Origin of the sequence: uncultured Thiohalocapsa sp., assembly GCF_913062725.1 — a bacterium.
Classification (GTDB): Bacteria; Pseudomonadota; Gammaproteobacteria; order Chromatiales; family Chromatiaceae; genus Thiohalocapsa.
Genome location: NZ_CAJXWY010000054.1, coordinates 20,867 through 27,874, shown reverse-complemented (window position 1 = coordinate 27,874; position 7,008 = coordinate 20,867). Strand labels below are relative to the sequence as shown.

Below are 7,008 nucleotides of genomic sequence, written 5' to 3'. Positions count from 1 at the left end.
GCCATGATGCCTACTACGGGATCACTGGCAGCGCGCGTGCGCTGTCGCTTGCGTTTTGAGGTACTACGGCGCTGGCGCAAGTGGCTCAACCGTCGCTCCCACGCGACACGCCTCGACTGGTCGGCCTTCAAACGTCTTCTGAAGCGCTATCCTCTCCCGCCCGCGCGCGTGGTTCACAGTGTTGAAGCTAGGTAGCGAATGTGCAGGCCGAGGAGCCGGATGCGTTAACGCATCCCTTTGCACACAAATCTGCTAAGTGCCCTGTAAGTTTTGGGCAAATTGCATGCCTTCGGCGAAGTCCCGCACCCGCTGCAGCCCGAGCCAGAGCGTACGGAGCTGTGTGCAACGAGATGACCTTAGCGGCTGTTCAGGAACGCGCGGCACGGTGCCCGCTGGGGTAATCACGGCAAGTTTACTCATGGGATCAGTCTTTGCGAAGGTTAGAGAGAGAGTTCAGGCGCAGCGTCGCGATCCTGGCGCAGATACAACCGCAGCGCCTGCCGATTGATCCCGTAGGCATCCAGTAGCGACTTCATCTGATCTCGAAGATGATTGGCGGAGAGGTTGACCTCGGCATAGAGACCACCCGGCAACGACATCGCTGAGCGCAGGCTCTGCGGATCACGGCTGAAGATTGGATTACCTCGCCGCGTGATGAAGCGCGGATCATCCGGTAACCCGGCAAAGCGGGCCGAGTCGCGTTCGGCGAGGTGTCGGCAGAACAGCTCATAAAGCCGCCGCCAGGTCTTGATGTTGGACTCGGCGACCTCTTCTAGCTGAAAGCCATAAGGTCGCTTGAAGGTGAAGTCCTCATCGAGTCCATGCGGCTCATGTTGATCAAGCGCATGGACTTTGCGTTCGTGCCCCTGCGGCGTGTTGCTGTCCAAGTCTGCTTCCTCGGCATCGAGCTTGACCGCCGTGAACTGCTGCACCAGCGCCGACAGCTCGCCGGCCAACACATCAAAAGCCGCGACCTTGGCGTTGTACTGCTTCTTGAAGGCGACGCCTTCTTCCAAAGCCTGGCTGTCGTTGTGGTCGATGCTGAGCCAGATATCGTCCGAGAGGGCGAGCAAGTCCTCCCGGGTCTGCTCCAACTGCTCGAGAATGCTAAGAATACGATCCGTCATCGGTCACCTCGTCTGGTTTGAAGACGCCTGCTCAGCGAGGAACGCCCTCCAAGCAAACCTTGATTTCTAGTGGCTTAGGTTCTAGTCTCTCGGCCGGCTAGGGACGAAATTCGGCTTCATGCCGTGTGGTCCGCGGGTTTCGATCCGCAGACCCTATACCCCCGGCCCTCCCATCTTCTCCAGACTGGCCAACGTCGGCGGCTTACCCTTGTGGTAGAAGGCCCCACGTCGACCGTCGTTGAGCTGATCCGGGGCGTGAATCTCGCCCATCTGCTGTCAGATCAGCCCCAGATAACGCTCCTCTCGCCGTTCGTAGAAGCGCTGCAGCGCCCACAGGTAGTCGTCCGCTGCCTGGAGCCCGACACACTGCGGTGGCGTGCTCGAGATCACCTCGTTCGTCGCCGGATGGGCAAAGCCAAAGCGCTGGGCGAACGAAGCCGCCGCCTGCTCCAGCGCCGTTCTCAAGGCATCGTTCCCCGGCTTGGTGCCGCGCTTGGCGAAGCAGCCACGCACCTGGCTGGCCATGTGGTGCAGCTTGTCGAAAAGCTCCTTCACCAACAGGTCATATTGCTCGTTCTGGCGATAGCAATAGCCGGGATCACGCGCATTCTGCTGCTGCACATAGGTCGCGAGCGCGGTCTTGTTGCGGACCACCGCATAGAAGCGCACCTCAGCCTGGATCAGCAGCTTGTAGACCTCCCGTCGCACCTCTGGCGCATCATCCTTGGCATGGAAGGCCAACGCCGTCTTGCGGTTCTCCAGCTGCATCGAGGGGACACCCTTGAAGTAGGGATCAGCCAGCAGCTCCTGGCGTAAGCGCTGAGCCCTTTGTCGGTACCGATGGCCCGCGCCGCGAGCCGCAGCGCATGCCGCATCCAGTGCTGGTCCTGTGCCGCCGGGTCCGCCATCAGCCGGGGCTTTCGCCGTCGCGGTTGTCGAGAGCGGCGGCGCGTCTGGCGACGGCGGTGGGGGTAGGGCGGTGCGCGCAGGCCGTGCGGCTCACTCCCACTCGATGGTGCCGGGCGGCTTGCCGGTGATGTCGTAGACCACGCGGGAGACGCCGTCCACCTCATTGATGATCCGCCGGCTGACGTGGTCGAGGAAGTCGTAGGGGAGCTGTGCCCAGCGGGCGGTCATGAAGTCCACGGTCTCCACGGCGCGGAGCGCGACGACATGGGCGTATTGGCGGTTGTCGCCGATGACGCCCACGGAGCGCACCGGCAGGAAGACCGCGAAGGCCTGGGAGACCTGGTCGTAGAGGCCGGCGGTGCGCAGCGCTTCGATGAAGAGGTGATCGGCCCGGCGCAGGGTGTCGGCGTGGTCTTTGTTGACTTCCCCCAGGATGCGCACTCCCAGGCCCGGCCCCGGGAAGGGGTGGCGCTGCACCATCTCCGCCGGCAGGCCGAGCTCCAGGCCGAGCTTGCGGACTTCGTCTTTGAAGAGTTCCCGCAGCGGCTCGACCAGGCCCAGATTCATCTGCGCCGGCAGGCCGCCGACATTGTGGTGTGACTTGATGACCTTGGCCTTGCCGGTCTTGGCGCCGGCGGACTCGATGACGTCGGGATAGATGGTGCCCTGGGCCAGCCATTTGACGCCCTGGAGCTTGCCGGCCTCGGCGTCGAACACGTCGATGAAGGTGTTGCCGATGACCTTGCGCTTCTCTTCCGGGTCTTCGACGCCTGCGAGGCGCTCGAGGAACCGGGCTTCGGCATCCACGCGGATCACCCGCACGCCCATGTGCCGGGCGAACGTGGCCATCACCTGATCGCCCTCGCCGAGACGCAGCAGGCCGTTGTCGACGAACACACAGGTCAGCTGATCGCCGAGGGCCCGGTGCAGCAGGGCGGCCACCACGGCGGAGTCGACGCCGCCCGAGAGCCCGAGCAGCACATGCTCGGCGCCCACCCGCCGGCGCACGGCGGCGATGGCGTCCTCGATGATGTTGGATGGCGTCCACAGGTTGCCGCAGCCGCAGATCTCATGGCAGAAGCGGGCGATGATGCGCCGCCCCTGGGGCGTGTGGGTGACCTCCGGGTGGAACTGCACGCCGTAGAAGCCGCGGGATTCGTCGGCGATGCCGGCGAGGGGGGCATTCGCGGTCTCGGCGATGACGCTGAAGCCGGGCGGCAGGGTCTCCACCCGATCGCCGTGGCTCATCCAGACGTCCAGCAGCCCGTAGCCTTCGGGCGTGGTGTGATCTTCGATGTCACGCAGCAGCCGGGAGTGGCCGCGGGCGCGCACCTGGGCGTAGCCGTATTCGCGCGCCAATGCCGCGGCCACCTGGCCGCCGAGCTGCGCGGCCATGGTCTGCATGCCATAGCAGATGCCGAGCACCGGCACGCCCAGGTCGAAGACGCTGGGGTCGGCGCGCGGCGTCTCGGAGACATGCACCGACTGATGCCCCCCGGAGAGGATGATGCCGCTGGGCGCGAAGTCCCGGATCGCCGCCGATGGCATGTCCCAGGGATGCAGCTCGCAGTAGACGCCGGCCTCGCGCACGCGGCGGGCGATCAGCTGCGTATACTGGGAGCCGAAGTCCAGGATCAGGATGCGATCGGAGTGGATGTTGGTCATGGGCGTTTCGACGCAGGCGGTTCGAGGGCCAGGGCATGCGGCATCGGCGGGTCACCAGCCTGGAGACGCCATGGACCCGTCGCATCCGGGTGTTCGGTGCTCGCGGGCTGCGAAGCTCAGTTATCGATGCGGTAGTTCGGCGCTTCCTTGGTGATCTGCACGTCATGCACATGGGACTCGCGCATGCCGGCGGCGCTGACGCGCACGAACTGCGGTTTGGTGCGCATTTCTCCGATGGTGCGACAGCCGGTGTAGCCCATGCTGGAGGCGAGGCCGCCGATGAGCTGGGTGATGACGTTGAGCACGCTGCCCTTGTAGGGCACGCGGCCTTCGATGCCCTCGGGCACCAGCTTGCCGGGCTCGGTCTGCTCTTGGAAGTAGCGGTCGCTGGAGCCCTCTTTGCCGCCCATGGCGCCGAGTGAGCCCATGCCGCGGTAGGACTTGTACGAACGGCCCTGGTAGATTTCGACTTCACCCGGCGCCTCGTCGGTGCCCGCGAACAGGCTGCCGATCATGACGCTGTTGGCGCCGGCGGCGATCACCTTGGCCACATCGCCGGAGTAGCGCAGGCCGCCGTCGGCGATCAGCGGCACGTCGGTGCCGGCCAGGGCCTCGTGCACGTTGGCCACCGCGGTGATCTGCGGCACGCCGACGCCGGCGACGATGCGGGTGGTACAGATGGAGCCCGGGCCGATGCCCACTTTCACGGCGTCGGCGCCGGCCTCCACCAGGGCCTTCGCCGCCTCGCCGGTGGCGATGTTGCCGCCCACCACCTGCACGTCGGGGAAGTGCTCCTTGATCCAGCGGATGCGCTCGAGCACGCCCTGGGAGTGGCCGTGGGCGGTGTCCACCACCAGCACGTCCACGCCGGCTTCCACCAGGGCCGTGGCGCGCTCCTCGGTGCCCGTGCCCACGGACACGGCGGCGCCCACCCGCAGGCGCTCGTGGTTATCGCGCGAGGCCTTCGGGAAGTCCGCCGCCTTCTGGATATCCTTGACGGTGATGAGTCCGCGCAGCTCGAAGGCGTCGTTCACCACCAGCACCTTCTCGATGCGGTGCTTGTGCAGCAGGCTCAGGATCTCGTCGCGGCTGGCGTCCTCCTTGACGGTCACCAGCCGCTCGCGCGGCGTCATGATGGCCGACACCGGCGCGTCCATACGGGTTTCGAAGCGCAGATCGCGGCCGGTGACGATGCCCGCGAGATGGCCGCCCTCGGTGACCGGCACGCCGGAGATGTTGTGGGCGCGGGTGATGGCCAGCACCTCGCCGATGCTCATCTGCGAGTCCACGGTGATGGGATCGCGGATGATGCCGCTCTCGTAGCGCTTGACCGTCTGCACCTCGCGCGCCTGGCGCTCGATGGACATGTTCTTGTGCACGATGCCGATGCCGCCTTCCAGCGCCAGGGCGATGGCCAGCCTGGCCTCGGTGACGGTGTCCATGGCCGCCGACAGCAGCGGGATCTTGAGCGCGATGCCGCGGGTCAGTTGGGTGGAGAGGTCGACCTCGCTCGGCACCACCTGCGAGTGGGCGGGCACGAGGAGGACGTCGTCGAAGGTGAGTGCTTCACCGAGCAGGCGCATGGCGGGTCTCCGGCGGGAGTCGGGTGCCGATCAGTTAACCTCTTATCATAGAAATTCAACGCGACGCGGTAAACTGATACCGCTCGGTCGTGGGCGCCCCCGGAAAGCGGCGCTGCCCTTCGCCCAACCAACAAGTCCAGTCAACACCCAGTCATGTCCTTCGCCGCCGGCGCCGAGCAAACCGTCGATTTCCAGCGAGATGTCTGGACCGTCTCCCGACTCAACACGGAGGCGCGTGCCATCCTGGAGGGCTCGCTGCCCTTGCTCTGGGTGCAGGGCGAGATCTCCAACCTCGCCGAGCCGCCCTCGGGGCACTGCTATTTCACCCTCAAGGACCCGGGTGCGCAGGTGCGCTGTGCCCTGTTCCGTCAGCGCCGCCAGCTGCTCGGTTTTCGGCCCGCGAATGGTCAGCAGGTGCTGGTGCGGGCACGGCTGACGCTCTACGAGGCGCGCGGCGATTTCCAGCTGCGTGTGGAGCACATGGAGCCCGCCGGCGAGGGGGCGCTGCGCCTGGAGCTGGAGCGCCGCAAGCGTCGCCTGGCGGCGATGGGGCTGTTCGACGAGCAAAAGAAGCGCCCGCTGCCGACGCTGCCGGCGCGCATCGGGCTCATTACCTCGGCCAACGGCGCTGCAGTGCATGATCTGCTCACCGTGCTGGCGCGGCGTTTGCCGCTGGTGCCGGTGCTGATCTACCCCGTGGCGGTGCAGGGGGAGGGCGCGGCGGCGGCGATCTCAGCGGCGTTGGCCCTGGCCAATCGCCGCGCCGAATGCGACCTCCTGATCCTCGCCCGCGGCGGCGGCTCGCTGGAAGACCTGATGGCCTTCAACGAGGAGGGCGTCGCCCACGCCATTCGCGCCTCGGCGATTCCCGTGCTCACCGGTATCGGCCACGAGATCGATCTCAGCATTGCGGACCTCGCCGCGGATCAGCGCGCCCCCACGCCCTCGGCGGCGGCGGAAATGGCGGTGCCCTCCCAGGCGGATCTGGGCCACCGCCTGACGGCGCTCGAGCAGCGGCTGCGCGCAAGGCTCGCCGTCCGTCACAGCGCCGCGACCCAGCGGCTCGATGCCCTGACCCGGCGCCTGCGGCTGCGTCACCCGCTGACGCGGCTGCGGCAGCTCGCGCAGACGCTGGACCGGACCTGGCAGCGTCTGGACCTGGCCATGCGCCGGGATTTGCAGCGGCATGCCGTCGCCTTGGCGCATCAGCGCTCGGCGCTGCAGGCGGTGGCCCCGCAGCGCCGACTGCGCGAGGCCGGGCTGCGGCTCACCGGGCTGTCTGCTCGCCTGCCCAGGCTGGCGGGCCAGGCCCTGGCGCGGCGCCGGGAGCGCCTGGCCCATGCGGGTGCCCGCCTGGAGGCACTGAGTCCGCTGGCCGTGCTGCGTCGTGGCTACGCCATCGTCACGCGCCAGCGCGATAACGTCGTGGTGCGCGCAGCCGCAGAGGTGTCCGACGGCGAGCACATCAGCCTGCGCCTCGGTCATGGGTCGTTGCGTGCGACGGTGACCGCGGTGACGCCTGCGGCGGAAGATGCGCCGACTGAAGGCGCACGCTGGAAGGACGCGCTGGGGAAGCACGCCGGGGAAACGGAGTAAGGGCGATCGCGTGTGAGCAGCGAGCAAAAAGAAACGCCGCGCCGACGGGTCGGGGCGGCGAAAGGAGGAGTGGATGGTTTCGTGACGGACATTATCACCACTTTGGGTGTGGGTAATTGATGATCCGC

General features: G+C 66.9%; 5 protein-coding genes. 1 reads left to right on the top strand and 4 read right to left on the bottom strand.

Annotated elements, in window-relative coordinates; all coding sequences use genetic code 11:
* Positions 1-440: 440 nt before the first annotated feature.
* The 4 genes from QZ588_RS14040 to guaB all read right to left on the bottom strand — a co-directional run bounded on the left by QZ588_RS14040 (position 441) and on the right by guaB (position 5,284).
* Complete coding sequence (locus QZ588_RS14040; RefSeq protein ID WP_295543567.1) at positions 441-1,127, bottom strand: hypothetical protein; 687 nt, start codon at positions 1,125-1,127, stop codon at positions 441-443.
* Between the two features lie 276 nt (positions 1,128-1,403).
* Positions 1,404-1,895 carry a hypothetical protein gene (locus QZ588_RS14035; protein ID WP_295543566.1) on the bottom strand — a complete coding sequence of 164 codons (492 nt, stop codon included), beginning with the start codon at positions 1,893-1,895 and terminating at the stop codon, positions 1,404-1,406.
* 231 nt (positions 1,896-2,126) lie between these two features.
* Entirely contained in the window at positions 2,127-3,701 is a 1,575-nt protein-coding gene (guaA, locus tag QZ588_RS14030) for a glutamine-hydrolyzing GMP synthase (RefSeq protein ID WP_295543565.1), read from the bottom strand.
* A 116-nt stretch (positions 3,702-3,817) separates the two neighbouring features.
* A complete protein-coding gene (gene guaB, locus QZ588_RS14025) occupies positions 3,818-5,284 on the bottom strand; it encodes an IMP dehydrogenase (protein ID WP_295543564.1) in 1,467 nt (488 codons plus the stop codon).
* A gap of 153 nt (positions 5,285-5,437) precedes the next feature.
* On the opposite strand from guaB, the gene xseA reads away from it, so the two are divergent.
* Positions 5,438-6,880, top strand: coding sequence for an exodeoxyribonuclease VII large subunit (xseA, locus tag QZ588_RS14020; RefSeq protein WP_295543563.1), 1,443 nt, complete (start codon positions 5,438-5,440; stop codon positions 6,878-6,880).
* The last annotated feature ends 128 nt before the right edge of the window (positions 6,881-7,008 follow it).